This is a genomic window from Streptomyces sp. NPDC126497, from assembly GCF_040302425.1.
In the GTDB taxonomy this organism is placed as follows: Bacteria; Actinomycetota; Actinomycetes; order Streptomycetales; family Streptomycetaceae; genus Streptomyces.
Map to the genome: position 1 here is coordinate 70,978 of NZ_JBEORT010000014.1, position 17,061 is coordinate 88,038.

A 17,061-nucleotide genomic window follows, 5' to 3' on the forward strand; every position below is an offset into this window, starting at 1 on the left:
CCCGTGACGTCCGCACCCGCGCCCACCGTGGAGCTCTCCGCACCCCCCGCCCTCGCGCCGCTCCTCGCGCGCGGCGCCCTGCTGTCGCCCTTCAAGCGCCCGCGTCCCGGCGCCGCCCACCCCCGCACCCGGCTGGTGCTGCCCGTGCCGCGCGTCGCCCCCGCCCGGCTCGCCGCCTACGAGCGGGTCTGCGGCTTCCCGACCGGCGGGGACGCGCTGCCGGTGACGTACCCGCACGTGCTGGGCTTCCCGCTCGCCATGCGGCTGATGAGCGGGCCGGACTTCCCGCTCCCGCTGCTCGGCCTCGTCCACACGTCGATACGGATCACCCGGCACCGGGCGACACCCGTCACGGGCGCCCGCGAACTGGCGGTGCGCGTCGACGGACTGGCCCCGCACCGGCGCGGCACCCAGGTCGCCGTGATCACCGAGATGCGGGACGGCGGGGACGTCGTGTGGGAGTCGCGGAGCACCTATCTGGCCCGGCACCGGACCTCCGGGCGGCCCGCCGCGGCGCGGGAGGAGGAGCGCGAGCCCCTGCCCGCCGTCGCCCAGTGGCAGCTGGCCGGGGACGTCGGACGGCGCTACGGCGCCGCCTCCGGCGACCGCAACCCGATCCACCTCCACCCGCTCACCGCCCGCCTCTTCGGCTTCCCCCGCGCCATCGCGCACGGCATGTGGACCGTGGCCCGCTGCCTCGCCGCCCACGGCGTCCCGGACGCGGCGGAGATCCGCGCCGACTTCCGGGCGCCGGTGCTGCTGCCGGGGACGGTCACCTACGCGGCGCGGGACGGACGCTTCCAGCTGCGCGGCGCCGGCGGCCGGGTTCACCTGACCGGGGAGGTCCGCCCGGTCTGATCCCCGGCGGCGCCGGTGTCGGGCTCGCAGTCGTCGGGCGGGGTCCAGCGGCGGCCCGCCATCAGGTTGCCCAGCCCCGCCCAGGCGAAGTTCATCAGGGTCGCCGCCGACTGCCGGGCCGTGACACCGGGGGTGGCGTTGGCCCGGTCCGCGAGGGACTCGGCGGCACCCACCAGGGCCTCCGCGAGCCCGGACACCTCACGCTCGGGCAGGTCCGGGTCCCGGTGGGCCTCGCGGGCGGCGTCGAGGATCAGCTGCGTCACGAACGCCACGATCTCCGCGCGCATCGCGGCGACCTCGGCGGCGAAGACCTCCCCGTGGGTGCGGGCCTGGAGGTGCAGCACCACCCAGCCGTCCGGGTTGCGGGCGGTGTGCGTGAAGAACGCCGTCAGGCCCGACCAGAGCTGCCGGTCCGCGGGCAGCCCCGGCCGGGCGCCGGCGCGCACCGCCTCGACGAGGGCCTTCGCCTCACGCCGGATGCACGCGGTGAACAGGTCCTCCTTGGAGTTCAGGTACAGGTACACCAACGGCTTCGACACGCCCGCCAGCTCGGCGATCTCGTCCATCGACGCGGCCATGTACCCCCGTTGCCCGAAGGTCCGTACGGCGGCGTCCAGCATCTGCTGCTCACGGACCGCACGCGGCATCCGCTTGGTCTTCACGGCACCCATGGGACACAGCGTACGGTCCGTCGCTCACCGCGGGTCCCGGCCGCCGTCGTCCCCCGGCCCCGTGCGGTCGCCGAGGACGGGCCGCTCGCCCGCCGTCAGCCGCGGCAGCAGCTGCGCGGTGAACAGCGTGGACAGCGCCGAGGTGTCGGTGCCGCCGTCGGTGCGCACCACCACCGGCCGCGGGGCCTTCCCGGCCAGCCCGGCGCCCACCTCGAGCCGCCTGCGGGCCAGTTCGTACTGGAGCACCGCCCGGTTGTCCCGGTAGGCCTTGGCCAGGGCACGCTGGGCGCGGGCCTCGTTCTCGGCCGCGATGAGTCCGCTGCGGCCGCGCGTCTCGATCTCGAACCGCACCCGCTGGGCCTCGGTCTCCTGCCGCTCCAGCAGCTGGGCGACCTCCTCACGGGCCCGGTTCAGCGCGGCCTTCACCTCGACGATCCGGGCGTCGCGCACCTTCTTGGCCCGCTCGATGTCCATGCCCAGGCTGTCGATGCGCCGCTTGCGGGTCAGGCCCCACTCCTGCTCGTAGGCGGTGCGCTCCTTGGCGATCCGCTCCCGGGTGGCCAGGTGGTGCTGGTACTGCGCCGGCAGCTGCACGTCGGGGATGTTGCAGCCGGTGATGCGCACGCCGTAGCCGGACAGCTGCCGGTTGAGCAGCTCCTGCATGTCGGCCACGTCCGAGCCGCGCAGGTCGTAGGCGCGCTCGGTGCGCATCCTGCGGGCCCGCTGCCGGATCGCGTCCTGCACGGCGCTGGACAGCACCAGGTCGAAGTTGCCGGCGCCGATGGTGCGGACGAACAGCACCGCGTCGGTGATGCGGAACTTCAGGAAGAACTCGATCGAGCGCAGCGGCACGTTCTCCTGCGTGGGACAGGCCATGACGGGCGCCGAGTACGGGATCTCGGTGGCCGTGTCCACGACGAAGTCGACCCTCGACCAGGGGTGCCACAGGTAGTGCCGGCCGGCGTCCAGGGTGCGGGTGACGGCACCGTAGCGGGTCAGCACACCGTTGGTGCCCTGCTCGATCTCGACGATCGAGGAGCGCCACCACCACAGCGCGCCGATCAGCAGCAGCACCACGCCGCCGACGTGGGCGAGGGTGGCCGGCGCGCCGTGGGCGAGATCGGCCGCGCCGTCGGAACCGTCCTCGCGCAGCGTCAGCATCACACCCGTCAGCAGGGCGTAGACACCGAGCCAGAGCGGCAGCATCCACCACAGCCGGCGGCGGTGACGGGGGATGATCACCGGGATGAGGGTGTCGGCCTCACCGCCGCGCAGCAGCCGGGCGATGTCGCTCCAGGGGGCGACGGCCTCGGAGATGACCGAACGGCGGCGGGTACGGGCGGAGCTCACTGCTGGGCCTCCTCGGCGGACTCGGACACATCGCTCGCTTCGGCGGTCCCCGCGGACGCGGGCACATCGCCCGCCCCGGCGCCCTCGGGCACCTGCGGCACCGTCGGCCGCTCGGCCGCCAGCAAGGCGCCGATCTCCTCCTCGCGCGCGGCGATGCGCTCGGACACCTCCGCCAGCCGGTCCCGTACGGCGGCCATGTCCGCGTCGGTGAACAGCTCGGCCCCGCGCTCGCCGACCAGCTCCCGGGCCAGTTCGAGGAAGTCGATCCCGGCCGCGCCGGTACCGTCCGCGCCGCCGATGCGCACCAGACGCGGCAGGTGGTCGGCGACCTGCTCCAGGGTGTCGAGCACCTGCTGCTGGTAGCGGTACTCGAGGATCTCCGGCGCCTGCGCCGCGGTCACCGCGCGGATGTCGAGGGCCTGCGCCTCCAGCAGCGCCGCATTGGCCTTGGCCTCCGACTCGGCCTGCACGTAGCGCTGGCGGGCCAGCGCCTCGGCGCGGTTGGTCTCGCGCTCCACGGCGGTGTCCATCTGCGCCTGGTACTGGGCGATGTCGGCCTGGATCGCGGAGAGCGTCTCCTGACTGGAGGCGAGCTCCCGGGTCAGGTCGCCCTCGTCCTGCTCCTTGCGCAGCTGCAGCGCGTACTCGTGGGTGTACGCCTCCTTGGCCACGCGCACCATCTCGGGGGCGGCCAGGTCCATCCGGTAGCGCCGGTCCGAGGGCTCGGCGTGGGTGATGTTGGCGTTGGTCAGCTCCACCGCGGGCCGGAACTGCTGGTTGAGCTGCTCCAGCAGACGGCCGCTGTCCTCACCGACCATGTCGTAGATGCCGGCCGCCTCCTGCTCGTAGATCAGGCTGCGGATGGTCTCGCTGACGGCGTTGCCCAGCTTCTCCTCGAAGCCGCGCACGGCGCCGAGGGTGTAGACGAACTCGACCGGGTCGCTGATCCGGAACTGGATGAACAGGTCGATGGACGCCTTCACCCCGCCCTTGGTCGGGGCCTCGCGCACCGGCGCGTTGAACGGGTACTCGCGGGTCGTGTTGACGATGTACGACACCCGCTTCCAGGGGCTGAGCAGGGTGACCCGGCCGGGCCCGACGACCTTCTCCAGCTTCCCGAAGCGGGTGATCATCGCCTGGCAGCCGTCCGGCACCATGACCAGGCCCTGCCGCCACCACACGAACGCGACGGCGAGCAGCACGACGACCCAGTAGTGCACTCCGAACAGGGGGTCGGTGAGGCCGCCGCCACCGGCCGCCGACACGACGGAGGCGCCCACGACGCCGACCACCAGCAGCGACAGCACCGGCAGCATGGACAGCAGGGACCGGCCCCGGGGCATCACCATCGGGCAGATGGCGTGCACCACCTTGCCGTCCTCCCGCAGCTGCTCGCTGCGGCCCAGCGCCTCCCCCGCCTCGTCCAGCGGCACCGTCTTCTGCCGCATGACGGTGTCGACGGAGCTCCCGTCCTGCTCCCGGGCCGCCGGGAAGTCGGCCGGGTCCATCCCCTCGCCCGCGGCCTCCTGACGCCCGCCGCGTTCGTCCCCGGTGTTCCGGGACGGCGCGCCGCCCCCTGCGGTGCGGCGGCGCAGTTCGTCCTGGGCCGCCGTGCGCGGATCGGTGCCGGACGCGACCGCCTCGGCGACGTTGCGCAGACCCTGCGCCCGCGTGCGTGCCACGGTCTCCCCCTTCGCGTGTGGTGCTGATCCCTGCCGGATCATCGATGTGGACCACGTGAGTGGTGTGACGCACGTGGTCCAGGTGATTCCACACCACCGGGAGGACGGGGATAAGGGGCGCCCCCAGCAACGGTCACCCGTCGGTGATTGCCGGGAAGCGCCCCTGTTCGGGATCCGGTGACGGTCAGGCCACGGCGGGTGCCCGCCGGGGCCCGTCGGCCGGGACCTCGTCGGCCGGTTCCTCGTCGACCGGGGAGGAGTGGACCGAGTCGTACGCCTTCCGGTCGAGCAGTCCCTCGCGGGCCGAGACGATCACCGGGACCAGCGCCTGGCCGGCGACGTTCGTCGCGGTGCGGATCATGTCCAGGATCGGGTCGATGGCCAGCAGCAGGCCCACGCCCTCCATGGGCAGGCCCAGGGTGGAGAGGGTGAGGGTGAGCATGACCGTGGCGCCGGTGAGGCCGGCCGTGGCGGCGGAGCCCACCACCGAGACGAAGGCGATCAGCAGGTAGTCGCCGACGCCGAGCGGGATGTCGAAGATCTGGGCGACGAAGATCGCGGCGATCGCCGGGTAGATCGCGGCGCAGCCGTCCATCTTCGTGGTCGCGCCGAACGGGACGGCGAAGCTCGCGTACTCCTTGGGCACGCCGAGGCGCTCGGTGACCTTCTGGGTCAGCGGCATGGTGCCGACGGAGGAGCGGGAGACGAAGGCCAGCTGGATCGCGGGCCAGGCGCCCTTGAAGAACTGCACCGGGCGGACCTTGCCGACGGTCGCCAGCAGCGCCGGGTAGACGCCGAAGAGGACGATCAGGCAGCCGACGTAGATGTCGGCGGTGAAGGTGGCGTACTTGCCGATCAGGTCCCAGCCGTAGGTGGCGATGGCGTTGCCGATGAGGCCGATCGTGCCGAGCGGGGCGAGGCGGATGACCCACCACAGGGCCTTCTGGAGGAGCTCCAGGACGGACTCGCTCAGGGTGAGGATCGGCTGGGCCTTCTCGCCGAGCTGGAGGGCGGCGATGCCGGCGACGGCGGCCATGAAGACGATCTGCAGCACGTTCAGCTCGGTGAACGGGGTGATCACGTCGGTCGGCACGATGCCGGTGAGGAAGTCGATCCAGGAGCCGGTCTTCTCCGGCGCGTCGCCGTCCGCCGGGGTGAGGCCGGTACCGGCGCCCGGGTTGGTGACCAGGCCGATGACCAGGCCGATCGCCACCGCGATCAACGAGGTGATCATGAACCAGAGGAGGGTGCGCGAGGCCAGCCGGGCCGCGTTGTTGACCTTCCGCAGGTTGGTGATGGAGACCAGGATCGCGAAGAAGACCAGCGGGGCGACGGCCAGCTTCAGCAGGCCGATGAAGGTCCCGCCGACCTTCTCCAGGGTGGTGACCAGCCAGGAGACGTCCTGGCTGCGGGCGAGCCAGCCGAGCAGGACGCCCAGGAAGAGGCCGGCGAGTATCTGGACCCAGAAGGGCGCGCGTACGGACAGTACGGGCCGCCTGAACCGCGTGTTCGTGGACACGAGAATGCTCCGGTGAGAGGACGCGTGGGGAAAGGTGACGTGGGACTCGGGTGGCGCGCAGGCGTCAGGGACGACAGTTCGCGGCGGTGACCCGGCAGAGGTCCACGTGCAGGCGCGCCACGAGCGGAACACTCCGGGGCGTGGGGAACACGACTGCTGACTTCACCCTGAGACCGTAACACCTGAGCTTTGGGACCCTCAAAGCCTTGCTTTGAGAGGCGGGAGGCCAAAGGTGCCCGCACAACGCAAAGCGCCCCGATTTCCAGGGGTGTTCGGAAACCGGGGCGCCCGGGTGCGGTGCGCGGATGTGACGGACGTTACGAGGCCTGCTCCTGCGCCTGCCCCTGGGCGCGGGCGGTCTCGTCGGCCGCGTCCTCCTGGTTGCGGTTGGCCTCCAGGTCGGCCTTGGCCCGGTCCATCCGCCGCACGATCTGCTCGGAGGCCCGGTCCCGCTCCTTGCGGAGCACGACGAGGCTGATGGGGGCCGAGATCAGCATCGCGAGCAGGATGATCCACAGGCCGTTGGAGTCGCCGAGGCCGCGCGGGGCGAGGCCGGAGTGGACGAGGCCCCAGACGACCACGAGGCAGCCCACGAAGATCCCGAGGCGCATCAGCGTGTAGCGGAGCATCTCATCCACTCTTCCCTGCGTACGGTCAGAACGCCCCAAAGGGACGACGTCCAGTGAAGCACGACCGGGCAGGGATCTTTCAGCGGGGTGCGCGCGGGGCTCAGGTCAGCGGGAGCAGCATGGTGATGTCGTCGCGGTCGTCGCCGGGGGCCACGCGGATGGCGTCCGGGACGCGGCCGACCTCCTTGTAGCCGCAGGAGGCGTAGAAGTGCTCCAGGCCGAGACCGCCGCGGCAGCCCAGCCGGATCGCCTCGACGCCGTCGAGGGTGCGGGCGGCCCGCTCGGCGGCGGCGAGCAGGTCACGGCCGTAGCCCTTGCCCTGATGGCGGGGGTGGACCATCACCGTGTAGAGCCAGATCCAGTGGGTCATCAGACGGTGGGTGTTGAGGGTGAGGAACGCCGTCGCGGCCACCCTGCCCTCCTCGTCGTGCCCGACGAGGAGGCGGGAGCGCTCCTCCGCCATCGACACGAGCTGCCGCACCAGCTGGGGGCGGACGTCCTCCCGCGTCACGGGCGGCACGAACCCGACCGCCCCGCCGGCGTTGGTGACGTCGGTCCACAGGTCGAGGACGCCGTCGCGGAGTTCGGGGGTGACCACGGGATCGAACGTGAAAGTAAGGGGCATGGGCCGATGGTAAGCATTACCTCGGCGCATGCGCAGCCGCTTTCCCGCCGGTCGCCCCCCACCCCTCGGGCCGGGCGGCGCCCCCTCAGACGCGCATCGGCTGGGGGGACTCCCGGCGCGCCGGGTCGGGGCCGTCGTACTCCCGGATGACCTCGTAGCGCGTGTTCCGTTCCACCGGCCGGAACCCGGCGTCGCGGATCAGGTCCAGCAGGTCCTCGCGGGTCAGCTTGTTCGGCGTGCCGTAGTTGTCCGCGTCGTGCGTGATCTTGTACTCGACGACCGACCCGTCCATGTCGTCCGCCCCGTGCTGCAGCGCCAGCTGCGCCGTCTGCACGCCGTGCATCACCCAGAACACCTTGACGTGCGGCACGTTGTCGAACAGCAGCCGCGACACCGCGAACGTCTTCAGCGCCTCCGCGCCGGTCGCCATCTGCGTCCGCGCCTGGAGCCGGTTGCGCACCTTGCCGTCCTTCACGTCGACGAAGTCGTGCTGGTAGCGCAGCGGGATGAAGACCTGGAAGCCGCCGGTCTCGTCCTGGAGCTCGCGCAGCCTCAGCACGTGGTCCACGCGGTGGCGGGGCTCCTCGATGTGCCCGTACAGCATGGTGCACGGCGTCCTGAGCCCCTTCTCGTGCGCCAGCCGGTGGATCCTCGACCAGTCCTCCCAGTGGGTCCGGTGGTCGACGATGTGCTGCCGCACCTCCCAGTCGAAGATCTCCGCGCCGCCGCCGGTCAGCGACTCGAGGCCCGCGTCGATCAGTTCGTCGAGGATCTCGGAGGCGGACAGGCCGGAGATGGTCTCGAAGTGGTGGATCTCGGTGGCCGTGAACGCCTTCAGCGAGACGTCCGGCAGCGCGGCCTTCAGCTCCCTCAGCGAGCGCGGGTAGTAGCGCCACGGCAGGTTGGGGTGCAGCCCGTTGACGATGTGCAGCTCGGTCAGGTTCTCCGACTCCATCTCCTTGGCGAGCCTCACCGCCTCCTCGATGCGCATCGTGTACGCGTCCTTCTCCCCCGGCTTGCGCTGGAAGGAGCAGTACGCGCAGGAGGCGGTGCACACGTTCGTCATGTTGAGGTGACGGTTGACGTTGAAGTGCACGACGTCGCCGTTCAGCCTCGTGCGCACCTCGTGCGCGAGGCCGCCCAGCCAGGCCAGGTCGTCCGACTCGTACAGCGCGATGCCGTCCTCACGGGTCAGGCGTTCGCCCGCCCGGACCTTCTCCTCCAGCTCGCGCTTGAGCCCGACGTCCATGCCGCTCCCTCTTTCCCTCTTCGGACAGACCCGGTCAACCGTACGCCCCCGTCACTCCGCCTCCTCCGGCAGCTCACCGACGCGGTTCTCCCACTTCGTGGAGAGCACGATCGTCGTACGGGTCCGGGAGACGCCCTTGGTGCCGGACAGCCGGCGGATGATCTTCTCCAGGCCGTCCACGTCGGTCGCCCGCACCTTGAGCATGAAGGAGTCGTCGCCGGCGATGAACCAGCAGTCCTCGATCTCCTTCAGGTCCTTCAGCCGCTGCGCCACGTCCTCGTGGTCGGCGGCGTCGGAGAGCGAGACGCCGATCAGGGCGGCGACGCCGAGGCCCAGCGAGGCGGCGTCCACGGTGGCGCGGTAGCCGGTGATGACGCCGGCCGCCTCCAGCCGGTTGATGCGGTCGGTGACGCTGGGGCCCGACAGGCCGACGAGGCGTCCGAGCTCCGCGTAGGAGGCCCGGCCGTTCTCCCTCAGTGCCTGGATGAGCTGCCTGTCCACCGCGTCCATCGAATCGAAGCCTTCCACTGAAGAGGTCTGGGAGTTCTGGTGCGTGCGGGTGTTGCGGGAGTGCTCGGTCACGGGCGGGATCCGCCGCCGAGTTCGCCCTCCCAGCGGCGGTAGAGCCGGTGCTCGACGCCCGCCGCGTCGAGCACGCGTCCGGCGACGAAGTCCACCAGGTCCTGGATGTGCGTCGCGCCCGCGTAGAAGGCCGGCGAGGCGGGCACCACGGTCGCGCCCGCGTCGTCCAGCGTCACCAGGTGCCGCAGGGTCTGGCCGTTCAGGGGGGTCTCCCGTACGGCCACGACCAGCGTGCGCCCCTCCTTCAGGGTGACGCTCGCCGCCCGCTGCAACAGGTCCTTGGACAGCCCGAGCGCCACCCCGGCCACACAGGCCGTGGAGGCGGGCACGACCAGCATGCCCTTGCTCGGGTACGACCCCGAGGACGGCCCGGCCGCGAGGTCGCCGGCGGCCCAGTGCCGTACGCCGTCGAGGTCGACGGTGAACGTGTCCGGCTTGCCGTCCGCGCCTCGGGACAGCCATTCCCGCAGGTCGTCCCGCCAGTGGGCGTCCCGGAAGGCGATGCCGGTCTCGTCCAGCAGGGTGAGCCGGGAGGCCCGGCTGACGACGAGGTCGACGCTCTCCCCCGCCGCCAGCAGCGCACGCAGCACAGCGGCTGCGTAGGGCGTCCCGGACGCCCCCGAGACCCCCACGATCCAAGGCTTGCGCCGCGTTTCTCCTGCGTTCACATCTTGAGCCTACCGGCGGAGGACAGGCGTCCGTTCCCAGGACCGGTCGGGGCACCGGGGGCGGACACATGACCGCCGGCGTCCGTCACCGTCGTCGTCACCGTCGTGCGGATCCCCGGGCCTCGCGCGTGTACCGCCGCGCCCCGAGCGGCTATCGTGCGCGTACGACGCGATGGGGGGCACCGTGGCCAAGGTCAGCATCAGTATCGACGCCGAACTCGTGGTGGAGGTGATGGTCCTGGCGGGGGTCGGCTCGCCCCAGGACGCGATCGAGCTGGTCGTGCGGGACTACATCGCCCGGGGCCACCGCACCGAGGCGCGCACCGAGCTCAGGGACCAGGGGCTGCGCGAGGTCGACGCCAAGCCGCAGGAACCCCAGGGCTGAGCCCGGCCCGCGCGCCGGCGTGCTACACGGTCAGCCCCCGCACCAGCAGGTCCAGCAGCGCGCACCCGAACAGCGCGATGCCGATGAAGCCGTTGACGCTGAAGAACGCCCGGTTCAGGCGGGACAGGTCGGTCGGGCGGACGATGGTGTGCTCGTAGACGAACGCCCCGGCCACGATCAGCAGGCCGAGCCAGAAGAACGCTCCGGCGTCGGTGAGCAGCGCGTACCAGACGAACAGGGCCGTCGTCACGGCGTGGCAGGCGCGGGCGCCCCGGATCGCGGCGGGGATGCCGAAGCGGGCCGGGACCGACTTCACGCCGACCTCCCGGTCGGTCTCCACGTCCTGGCAGGCGTAGATCAGGTCGAAGCCGCCGATCCAGACGCCGACCGCGAGCCCGAGGACGACCGCCTCCCAGGACCACGACCCGGTGATCGCCAGCCAGCCGCCGACCGGGCCCATCGCCTGCGCGAGTCCGAGGATGGCCTGCGGGAAGTCGGTGAACCGCTTGCCGTACGGATACACCACCATCGGGATCACCGCGACGGGCGCGAGGACCAGGCAGAGCGGGTTGAGCAGCGCCGCCGCGCCGAGGAAGACCGCGAGGGCGACGAGCGCGCCGGTCCAGGCGTGCCGGACCGACATCGCCCCGGTGACCAGCTCGCGGTGGGCGGTGCGCGGGTTACGGGCGTCGATCTCGCGGTCGATGATCCGGTTGGCGGCCATCGCGAAGGTGCGCAGGCCGACCATGGCGAGGGTGACCAGCAGCAGCCGCACCCAGTGGATGTTCCCGTCCCGCTCGTACATCGCGGTGAGGGCGGCGATGTAGGCGAAGGGCAGGGCGAAGACCGAGTGCTCGATCATCACCAGCCGCAGGAACGCCCTGGTGCGTCCCGGCTGCTGCGGGAGGGCGGCGGAGGCCGAGGTCACAGTCCGTACTCCTTCCAGCGGCGGTCGACCAGGGCGGCCGTGTCCGGGTCGGACTCGACCATGTCGGGCCATCCGCCGTCGCGCGTGTACCCCTCCTCGGGCCACTTCCTCGTCGCGTCGATGCCCGCCTTGCCGCCCCAGAACTGCTGGTACGAGGCGTGGTCGAGATGGTCGACGGGGCCCTCGACGACCGTGAGGTCACGGGAGTAGTCGGTGTTGCCCAGCGCCCGCCAGGCCACCTCGTGCAGGTCGTGCACGTCGCAGTCCGAGTCCACGACCACGATCAGCTTGGTCAGCGACATCATGTGCGCGCCCCAGACGGCGTGCATCACCTTCTGCGCGTGCTTCGGGTACTTCTTGTCGATCGAGACGATCGCGCAGTTGTGGAAGCCGCCGGCCTCGGGCAGGTGGTAGTCCACGATGTCCGGGACGATGATCTTCAGCAGCGGCAGGAAGAAACGCTCCGTCGCCCGGCCCAGCGGGCCGTCCTCCGTCGGCGGGCGGCCGACCACGATCGACTGGAGCAGCGGACGCCTGCGCATCGTCACGCAGTCGATCGTCAGCGCGGGGAACGGCTCCTGCGGGGTGTAGAAGCCCGTGTGGTCGCCGAACGGCCCCTCGGGCAGCATCTCGCCGGGCTCCAGCCAGCCCTCCAGCACGACCTCCGCGTGCGCGGGCACCTGGAGCGGGACCGTCTTGCAGTCCACCATCTCGATCCGCTTGCCCTGCACGAACCCGGCGAACAGGTACTCGTCGATGTCGCCGGGCAGCGGTGCGGTGGAGGCGTACGTCACGGCGGGCGGACAGCCGAAGGCGATGGCGACGGGCAGGCGCTCGCCGCGCCGGGCGGCCACCTGGTAGTGGTTGCGGCTGTCCTTGTGGATCTGCCAGTGCATGCCGATGGTGCGCTTGTCGTGGCGCTGGAGGCGGTACAGGCCGAGGTTGCGGATGCCCGTCTCCGGGTCCTTGGTGTGGGTCAGCCCCAGGTTGAAGAAGGAGCCGCCGTCCTTGGGCCAGGTGAACAGTGCCGGGAGCCGCTCCAGGTCCACGTCGTCGCCGTGCAGGACGACCTCCTGGACGGGGGCCTCCTTCACCTTCTTCGGCGGCACGTGCGTCATCGCGCCGAGCTTCCCGAACGCCTCGCGCACGCCGATGAAGCCCTGCGGCAGCTCGGGCCTGAGCAGCCCGCCGATCTTCTCGGAGATCTCCGCGTACGACGTCAGGCCGAGCGCCTTCAGCAGGCGGCGGTCGGTGCCGTACACGTTCATCGCCAGGGGCGTGTCCGAGCCGCGCACGTTCTCGAAGAGCAGTGCGGGACCGCCGGCCTTCTGCACCCGGTCGACGATCTCACCGACCTCCAGGTACGGGTCGACCTCGGCCTTGATGCGCTTGAGGTCGCCCTCGCGCTCCAGCGACCTGAGCAGGGAGCGAAGATCGTCGTAAGCCATGCGGTCAAGTATCCCCGAGCGGTTACCCTGGCCCTGTACCGCCCACCGCTTTCGCTGGAGAGGCCCCATGCTGCGGGTGCTGATGTTCCTCGTGCCACTGGCTCTGAGCGTGTACGCGTTCATCGACTGCATCAGCACGAAGGACGAGGACATCCGGCACATGCCCAAGCCGCTGTGGGCGATCCTCGTGCTGCTGTTCCCGCTGGTCGGCTCGATCTCGTGGCTGATCGCCGGCAAGAAACGGCACCCCGCGGGCGGCGTCGCCGGTTCCGCCCGGGGCTGGGGCGGCGGCCGACAGCAGTGGGTCGCGCCGGACGACAACCCCGAGTTCCTGAAGTCGCTGGACGAGGACCGGCCCAAGGACCAGGACGGGGACAAGGACCAGCGCGACCGGGGCGAGTGACCCGCGGCCGGCGCACCGGCGGCGTCAGCGGCCGTCGGTCCGGGGCGGCCGGCCCACGCCCGCGTCACTCGACGCCCCCGGCAAAGGACCCGCGCCTCCTCCCGGGCTCATCCCCGGCGCCGTCGACGGCGTCATCACCTTCGAGCGCGCCGGCGGGTGCAGGGCCGACGTCACCGAGGCACGACGAGGGCGGCCGCCGGGACGTCACGTACGAGTGACCGGCGAGGCGGCCGCCTTCCACGGCGGCCACGACCGGCCGGCCACGGCGTGGAGGTCGTGCCGCTGGACGACGCCGGGTGCGCCGCGGTGACGCGGGAGCGCGTCGCCCGCCGTCCACAGCCGTGGAGCGCGGGCGTCGGCGGCCGAACGGCGAAGGCCGGTTCCCCGTGACCCGGGTCACGGGGAACCGGCCTTCGTGGCGGGTGGGTTCAGAGGCCCACGGACTGCAGCACGCCCAGGCCGACGTCGGCGTAGGAGTGCTTGCTGGAGACGAAGATGTTGACGCCGTAGTAGTTGAACAGCCAGCAGCCGAAGGCGAGCAGGGCCAGGTAGGCGGCCTTGCGGCCCTTCCAGCCGGCGGTGGCGCGGGCGTGCAGGTAGCCGGCGTAGGCGACCCAGGTGATGAAGGACCAGACCTCCTTGGCGTCCCAGCCCCAGTAGCGGCCCCAGGCGTCGCCCGCCCAGATGGCGCCCGCGATGATCGTGAACGTCCACAGCGGGAACACGGCCGCGTTGACCCGGTAGGCGAACTTGTCCAGCGAGGCGGAGGCGGGCAGCCGCTCCAGGACGGAGGTGGCGAAGCTGCCGGGCTTGCCGCCGCCTGCGAGCTTGTTCTCGTACGCGTCCTTGAACAGGTAGAGGATCACGCCGACCGCGCCCAGGTAGAAGACGGCGCCGCACAGGATCGCCGTGGAGACGTGGATGTACAGCCAGTACGAGTGGAGGGCGGGGACCAGCTGGTCGCTCTCGGTGTAGAGCCAGGTGACGGCGATGCCGAGGTCGACGAGGACCGAGGTGGTCAGGAACAGGCCGATCCAGCGCACGTTCTTCTTCAGCGCCAGCAGCAGGAGGTACACGCCGACCGCGGTGGTGGAGAAGGTGATGTTGAACTCGTACATGTTGCCCCACGGCGCCCGCTCCACGGACAGCGCGCGGGTGAGCACGCCGCCGAAGGAGAGGCAGAAGGCGAGCACGGTGAGGGAGACGGCGATGCGCCCGTAGAGGTCGCCCTTCTCGTCCCCGCCGTGCGCTCCGGGCCCGTCGGGCACGTCGCGGGAGCCGGTCGCGGCGCGCACGACGACCTTCGGCCGCTCCAGCACGGCGGTGCCGCCGGCCTGCTTCACGGTGACGGCCGGCGCCCCCTTCGCCCGGGTCCCCGCCTTCGGGGTGAGGGCGGCGGCGGTGCGGGCGACCTTGCTGCGGCTGCCGAAGGTCCACTCCGCGATGTACGCGAAGAAGGCGAGGAGGTAGACCGCCATCGCGGAGTAGACCAGCACGTTGCTGATCTCCGCGAGGTTCTCGTTGGTCGCGGCGGCCAGATCTGTTGCGGCGGCGAGAGTCACTTCTCAGCCCCTTCGGCAGGTACGGCTTCGGTGTCGGTGTCGGTGGGATCGGACGGGTCCGGGGAGGGATCGGGCGCGCCCGGCGCCTGGTCGTAGAGGATTCCGGCGAGGTCGCCGAGTTCCTCGGGCACCTTCGCGGACTCGCTGCGGCCGAGGCCGGCCATCTCGACGACGGTGACGCCGTCGTCGCCGCGCACCGCGCGCACCCACACGCGGCGGCGCTGGATGAACAGGGAGCCGGCGAGGCCGGCGATCGCGGCGACGGCGCCGCCGAGCGCCCAGCCGCCGCCCGGCTCCTGGACGACCTGGAAGCCGGCCCACTCCTTGACGTCCTCCTCGAAGGTGACCGAGCCGGCGCCGTCCGGGAGCGTCATGGTCTCGCCGGGCGTGAGCAGCTGCTTGAACAGCTCGCCCTCGGAGTCCTTGAACTCCTTCATCTTGGTCTTGTCCATCTGGTACACGCTCTGCGGAATGCCGGAGTCGGCCTTCAGGTCGCCGTGGTAGGCGGAGAGCGCGAGGACCGGGTAGTCCAGCGCCGGGAACTGGGAGAGCATCGTGCCGCTGGCGGAGCCGCCGAAGGTGGGCACGAAGAAGGCGTTGAAGCCGAGCTGCTCCTTCTCGCCCTCCGGGTTGCGGTAGCCGTCGAGGACCTTGACCACGCCGGAGGAGGTGACGTTGGAGTCGAGCGGCAGCAGCGGCACGGCGTCCTGGTAGACGATCTTCCCCTTGCCGTCGCGGACGGTGACGACGGGCGCGTAGCCGTGGCTGACGAGGTAGACCTTGGCGTCGCCGATCTCCAGCGGCTCGTTCACCTTGACGACGGCGGTCTTCTCCTCGCCGTCGGCCCCCTCGGTGTAGGTGACCTCGGACTGGTACGTGCGCGGGGTGCCCTTGTTGGGTCCGGTGCGCTCGTAGGTGCCGGTGAACTCCTTGACGTCGAAGCTGAACGGCTCCAGGTCGTCGTTGGTGAAGAGGCTGCCGGACTTGAAGTCGTCGTACTGGGTGAGCGTGTTGGAGAAGCCGTCGCCCTCGACGATCAGCTTGTTGCCCTCGGACTTGAACAGCTGGCCCCAGCCGAAGGCGATCAGGATCACGATCAGCGCGATGTGGAAGAGCAGGTTGCCGACCTCGCGCAGGTAGCCCTTCTCGGCGGCGACGGCGTCACCCACGAGGTGGGCGCGGAAGCGGCGCTTGCGCAGCAGGGCGAGCGCGGCCTCGCGGACCTGCTCGGGGTCGGTCCCGGTGCGCCAGGTGGTGTGGGCGGGCAGCCGGGTCAGCCGGCGGGGGGCGCCGGGCGGGCGGCCGCGCAGCTGGCCCACGAACTGCCAGGTGCGGGGCACGATGCAGCCGATGAGGGAGACGAACAGCAGGATGTAGATCGCGGAGAACCACACCGAGCTGTAGACGTGGAACAGGCCGAGCTTGTCGTAGATCGGCGCGAGGACCTCGTGCCGCTCGCGGAAGTCGGCGACCTTCGTCTCGTCGACGCCGGTCTGCGGGATGAGCGAGCCGGGGATCGCGCCGAGCGACACCATCAGGAGCAGCAGCAGCGCCACCCGCATGGAGGTGAGCTGGCGCCAGAACCAGCGGGCCCAGCCGAGGACGCCCAGGGAGGGCAGGTGGGGCTGCTCCTCGGTGGGGGCGGTGGACAGCCGGGAGCCGGCGGCGCCGAGGTCCTGGTCGTCGGCGGGCCCGGGGGCGTCGTCGGTCGTTGTCTTGCTCATCGGGTCAGATCCCCACAGTGAAGCCGTTGGACCAGGTCTGCATCTCCGCCACGAGGCTGTTCCACGCGCCGGTCAGCAGCAGCAGCCCGGTCGTGATCATCATGATGCCGCCGATGCGCATCACCCAGGTGTAGTGGCGCTTGATCCAGCCGAAGGCGCCCAGCGCCTTGCGGAAGGCCACGGCGGCGAGCACGAAGGGGACGCCCAGTCCCAGACAGTACGCGACGGTCAGTACGGCGCCGCGTCCGGCGCTCTCCTGCTGCGCGGAGAGGGTGAGCACGGAGGCGAGCGTCGGGCCGATGCAGGGCGTCCAGCCGATGCCGAACAGGGCGCCCAGGACGGGGGCGCCGGCCAGCCCGGCCGCGGGACGCTTGTGGAAGCGGAACTCGCGCTGGGTGAGCCAGGGCATCAGGCCCATGAAGAAGACGCCCATGAGGATCATGAGGACGCCGAGCACCTTGGACAGCACGCCCGACTGCTCCTGCAGGGTCTGCCCGAAGAAGCCGAAGAAGGCGCCGCCGGAGACGAACACGGCGGTGAAGCCGAGCACGAAGAGGGAGGCGCCGGCGACCATGCGTCCGCGCCGGGCCTCGGCCAGGTCGGTGCCGGAGACGCCGGTGACGTAGGAGAGGTAGCCGGGGACCAGCGGCAGCACGCAGGGCGAGAAGAAGGAGACGAGTCCGCCGAGCAGGGCGATGGGCAGGGCGACCAGCAGGGCGCCGTTGAGCACCGTGCCGTTGTAGCCCGTCTCGGCGGCGAGCGTGTGCAGGGCCGTCAC

18 protein-coding genes are annotated in these 17,061 nt (G+C 71.4%); 3 read left to right on the forward strand and 15 right to left on the reverse strand.

The genetic code is table 11. The features are described from left to right. The first annotated feature begins 3 nt into the window (after positions 1 to 3). Complete coding sequence (locus tag ABTY20_RS10085; RefSeq protein WP_351996499.1) at positions 4 to 858, forward strand: MaoC family dehydratase; 855 nt, start codon at positions 4 to 6, stop codon at positions 856 to 858. On the opposite strand, the gene ABTY20_RS10090 is transcribed toward ABTY20_RS10085, so the two are convergent. The 10 genes from ABTY20_RS10090 to ABTY20_RS10135 all read right to left on the reverse strand — a co-directional run bounded on the left by ABTY20_RS10090 (position 828) and on the right by ABTY20_RS10135 (position 9,833). Beyond that, positions 828 to 1,529, reverse strand: coding sequence for a TetR/AcrR family transcriptional regulator (locus tag ABTY20_RS10090; protein WP_351996500.1), 702 nt, complete (start codon positions 1,527 to 1,529; stop codon positions 828 to 830). The genes ABTY20_RS10085 and ABTY20_RS10090 overlap by 31 nt on opposite strands. A 24-nt stretch (positions 1,530 to 1,553) precedes the next feature. Beyond that, positions 1,554 to 2,879: an SPFH domain-containing protein gene (locus ABTY20_RS10095; RefSeq protein WP_351996501.1), complete on the reverse strand. Its 1,326-nt coding sequence runs from the start codon at positions 2,877 to 2,879 to the stop codon at positions 1,554 to 1,556. Then, positions 2,876 to 4,561, reverse strand: a complete 1,686-nt coding sequence (locus ABTY20_RS10100; protein WP_351996502.1) for an SPFH domain-containing protein — start codon at positions 4,559 to 4,561, stop codon at positions 2,876 to 2,878. The genes ABTY20_RS10095 and ABTY20_RS10100 overlap by 4 nt, the downstream gene beginning before the upstream one ends. A gap of 184 nt (positions 4,562 to 4,745) precedes the next feature. Next, on the reverse strand, positions 4,746 to 6,086 hold the full coding sequence (locus ABTY20_RS10105) for a dicarboxylate/amino acid:cation symporter (RefSeq protein ID WP_351996528.1): 1,341 nt from the start codon (positions 6,084 to 6,086) through the stop codon (positions 4,746 to 4,748). 58 nt (positions 6,087 to 6,144) lie between these two features. After that, positions 6,145 to 6,246: a putative leader peptide gene (locus ABTY20_RS10110; RefSeq protein ID WP_351996503.1), complete on the reverse strand. Its 102-nt coding sequence runs from the start codon at positions 6,244 to 6,246 to the stop codon at positions 6,145 to 6,147. Between the two features lie 151 nt (positions 6,247 to 6,397). Continuing rightward, on the reverse strand, positions 6,398 to 6,709 hold the full coding sequence (locus ABTY20_RS10115) for a DUF4229 domain-containing protein (protein ID WP_351996529.1): 312 nt from the start codon (positions 6,707 to 6,709) through the stop codon (positions 6,398 to 6,400). 100 nt (positions 6,710 to 6,809) lie between these two features. Continuing rightward, positions 6,810 to 7,334, reverse strand: a complete 525-nt coding sequence (locus ABTY20_RS10120) for a GNAT family N-acetyltransferase (protein ID WP_351996504.1) — start codon at positions 7,332 to 7,334, stop codon at positions 6,810 to 6,812. An 85-nt stretch (positions 7,335 to 7,419) separates the two neighbouring features. Then, positions 7,420 to 8,583: an aminofutalosine synthase MqnE gene (mqnE, locus tag ABTY20_RS10125; RefSeq protein ID WP_351996505.1), complete on the reverse strand. Its 1,164-nt coding sequence runs from the start codon at positions 8,581 to 8,583 to the stop codon at positions 7,420 to 7,422. Between the two features lie 51 nt (positions 8,584 to 8,634). Then, positions 8,635 to 9,093: an Lrp/AsnC family transcriptional regulator gene (locus ABTY20_RS10130; RefSeq protein ID WP_351996530.1), complete on the reverse strand. Its 459-nt coding sequence runs from the start codon at positions 9,091 to 9,093 to the stop codon at positions 8,635 to 8,637. 68 nt (positions 9,094 to 9,161) lie between these two features. Then, positions 9,162 to 9,833, reverse strand: a complete 672-nt coding sequence (locus ABTY20_RS10135) for a UbiX family flavin prenyltransferase (protein WP_351996506.1) — start codon at positions 9,831 to 9,833, stop codon at positions 9,162 to 9,164. 184 nt (positions 9,834 to 10,017) lie between these two features. On the opposite strand from ABTY20_RS10135, the gene ABTY20_RS10140 reads away from it, so the two are divergent. Then, positions 10,018 to 10,218, forward strand: coding sequence for a type II toxin-antitoxin system VapB family antitoxin (locus ABTY20_RS10140; RefSeq protein ID WP_351996531.1), 201 nt, complete (start codon positions 10,018 to 10,020; stop codon positions 10,216 to 10,218). Positions 10,219 to 10,240: 22 nt separating this feature from the next. Here the strand turns inward: ABTY20_RS10140 and mqnP are convergent, their stop codons facing one another. After that, on the reverse strand, positions 10,241 to 11,146 hold the full coding sequence (mqnP, locus tag ABTY20_RS10145; RefSeq protein WP_351996507.1) for a menaquinone biosynthesis prenyltransferase MqnP: 906 nt from the start codon (positions 11,144 to 11,146) through the stop codon (positions 10,241 to 10,243). Further along, a complete protein-coding gene (locus ABTY20_RS10150) occupies positions 11,143 to 12,594 on the reverse strand; it encodes a menaquinone biosynthesis decarboxylase (protein WP_351996508.1) in 1,452 nt (483 codons plus the stop codon). Before ABTY20_RS10150 ends, mqnP begins: the two co-directional genes overlap by 4 nt. A 67-nt stretch (positions 12,595 to 12,661) precedes the next feature. Here ABTY20_RS10150 and ABTY20_RS10155 point away from each other — a divergent pair, with 67 nt between their 5' ends. Next, entirely contained in the window at positions 12,662 to 12,997 is a 336-nt protein-coding gene (locus ABTY20_RS10155) for a PLD nuclease N-terminal domain-containing protein (RefSeq protein ID WP_351996509.1), read from the forward strand. A gap of 428 nt (positions 12,998 to 13,425) precedes the next feature. Here ABTY20_RS10155 and ccsB read toward each other — a convergent pair whose 3' ends face one another. The 3 genes from ccsB to ABTY20_RS10170 form a co-directional block, all read right to left on the reverse strand. Then, positions 13,426 to 14,475 (reverse strand): c-type cytochrome biogenesis protein CcsB, encoded by a 1,050-nt coding sequence (gene ccsB, locus ABTY20_RS10160; RefSeq protein WP_351996532.1) that lies wholly within the window; start codon positions 14,473 to 14,475, stop codon positions 13,426 to 13,428. Positions 14,476 to 14,555: 80 nt separating this feature from the next. Further along, entirely contained in the window at positions 14,556 to 16,283 is a 1,728-nt protein-coding gene (gene resB, locus ABTY20_RS10165) for a cytochrome c biogenesis protein ResB (RefSeq protein WP_351996510.1), read from the reverse strand. A gap of 4 nt (positions 16,284 to 16,287) precedes the next feature. Continuing rightward, positions 16,288 to 17,061: a cytochrome c biogenesis CcdA family protein gene (locus ABTY20_RS10170; RefSeq protein ID WP_351996511.1), complete on the reverse strand. Its 774-nt coding sequence runs from the start codon at positions 17,059 to 17,061 to the stop codon at positions 16,288 to 16,290.